The sequence below is a fragment of the Hydrogenophaga sp. genome (assembly GCF_030656115.1).
Taxonomy (GTDB): Bacteria; Pseudomonadota; Gammaproteobacteria; order Burkholderiales; family Burkholderiaceae_C; genus Hydrogenophaga.
This window is the reverse complement of sequence record NZ_JAUSOO010000188.1, coordinates 1-1,682: the sequence shown is the minus strand read 5'-3', so window position 1 is coordinate 1,682 and position 1,682 is coordinate 1. Positions and strand designations below refer to the sequence as shown.

Annotated in this window: 2 protein-coding genes and 1 other RNA gene; all 3 read right to left on the bottom strand. The window is 59.6% G+C overall.

Annotated elements, in window-relative coordinates; translation table 11 throughout:
* Positions 1-138: a transfer-messenger RNA gene (gene ssrA / locus Q7J58_RS22770) on the bottom strand; the annotation flags it as partial.
* A 13-nt stretch (positions 139-151) separates the two neighbouring features.
* Complete coding sequence (locus Q7J58_RS22765; protein WP_304832388.1) at positions 152-829, bottom strand: HAD-IA family hydrolase; 678 nt, start codon at positions 827-829, stop codon at positions 152-154.
* Positions 826-1,533 carry a bifunctional 2-polyprenyl-6-hydroxyphenol methylase/3-demethylubiquinol 3-O-methyltransferase UbiG gene (gene ubiG / locus Q7J58_RS22760; protein ID WP_304832387.1) on the bottom strand — a complete coding sequence of 236 codons (708 nt, stop codon included), beginning with the start codon at positions 1,531-1,533 and terminating at the stop codon, positions 826-828. Before ubiG ends, Q7J58_RS22765 begins: the two co-directional genes overlap by 4 nt.
* Positions 1,534-1,682: the final 149 nt, after the last annotated feature.

Genomic DNA, 1,682 nt, shown 5'->3' with positions numbered 1-1,682 from the left:
AAGCTCACCGGCAATTAAGCGGCGAGTGCGAAACGTTCGTCGTTTGCAGTTAGTTTTTTTTCTGCGGTTTAACGAGGTGACAGAACCTCGACATGCCCTGCTGCGCGTCCGAACCCACGTCGAAACCAGTGCAGCCCCTTAACGTCTAAGTTTAAGGCAATTCCAGCAATTTCAAGACCCCCAGCGGATAACTTACCTCGGCATCGGCTCCCCAGCTCGAAACGTCGGCGTCCATACCCAGGTAACCATAGCGCGCAGCCACGGTGGGCATACCGGCGGCCCGGCCAGCCGCGATGTCTCGCTCGTCATCCCCCACATACAAACACACATTGGGCGGCAAATTGAGGCGACGGGCAGCCTCCAGCAAAGGCTCAGGGTGGGGTTTGGCGTGCGGCGTGGTGTCACCACTGATGATCGTTCTGGCAGTACCGAACAGCGGCATGGCTTGCGTCAGGGGCGTGGTGAAACGCTGTGACTTGTTGGTGACAACACCCCAGAGCAATCCGTGACCCTGCAGCACGTCCAGCAGCTCGCCAACCCCAGCAAACGCTTGCGTGCGTTGCGTCAGGCAGGCTTCGTAGTGCACAAAGAACTCTTCTTTGTGAGCCTCGTAGTCTTTGTGCTCGGGTGCCATGTCAAACGCCACACGCAGCATGCCACGTGCGCCAGCACCCGCCATGGGCCGGTATCGCGCCAACGGCAAGGAGGGCAGCCCACGCCCGATGCGCATCAGGTCTGCCGCTGCGCCCAGGTCGGGTGCACTGTCGATCAGGGTGCCATCCAGGTCAAACAACACCGCACGTATGCCGGTGAATACACGCCCGGTCATGGCTTTCGGGTCGCCAGCATGTAGTTCACGCTGGTGTCTTGGCTCAACCAGTACCGGCGGGTGAAGGGGTTGTATTCCATGCCACGGGTTTCGGTCAGCTCCAGCCCACCCGACCGACAGAACCCCGCCAACTCACTGGGGCGGATCATCTTGGCGTATTCGTGGGTGCCTTTGGGAAGCAGCTGCAACACGTATTCTGCGCCGATGATGGCGAACAGAAACGACTTGGGGTTGCGGTTGATGGTGGAGAAAAACACCCAGCCACCGGGCTTCACCAAATCAGAACAGGCTTTAACCACTGAAGCGGGATCGGGCACGTGTTCCAGCATTTCCATGCAGGTCACGACATCAAAACTGCCCGGCTGCTCAAGCGCAATGGCCTCGGCGCTGATTTCGCGGTAGGTCACGTTGCGGGTTTCAGCTTCGAGTGCATGCAACTGGGCCACGCGCAGGGCTTTGACAGACAGATCAATGCCCGTGACCTGTGCACCCTTGCGGGCCATGGAGTCGGACAAGATACCGCCACCGCATCCCACATCAAGCACGTGCTTACCGCTCAAGCTCACAAGTCCATCAATCCAGTTCAGCCGCAAGGGGTTGATCTGGTGCAAAGGGCGGAATTCACTCTCTGGGTCCCACCAGCGGTGGGCCAAGTCAGAAAATTTGGCCAGCTCGGCCGGATCGGCGTTGACGTGTGTGTTCATGGTGTGATTATCGGGCGCCCATCGGCATAGGGGGCAGCCATTATCGGCTGCACCCCTGCCACACCACCCGGCATGCGGGTCCGCACCGGGCGGTTCGAGAGTTTGAGGTCAGGACAGTCTTGGTAACCCCAGCCCGTCAAAGTACGCAA

What these genes read in the sequence shown, in the direction of transcription:
- ubiG (WP_304832387.1), bottom strand. Translation starts at nt 1,533, where the DNA reads ATGAACACACACGTCAACGCCGATCCGGCCGAGCTGGCCAAATTTTCT.
- Q7J58_RS22765 (WP_304832388.1), bottom strand. Translation starts at nt 829, where the DNA reads ATGACCGGGCGTGTATTCACCGGCATACGTGCGGTGTTGTTTGACCTG.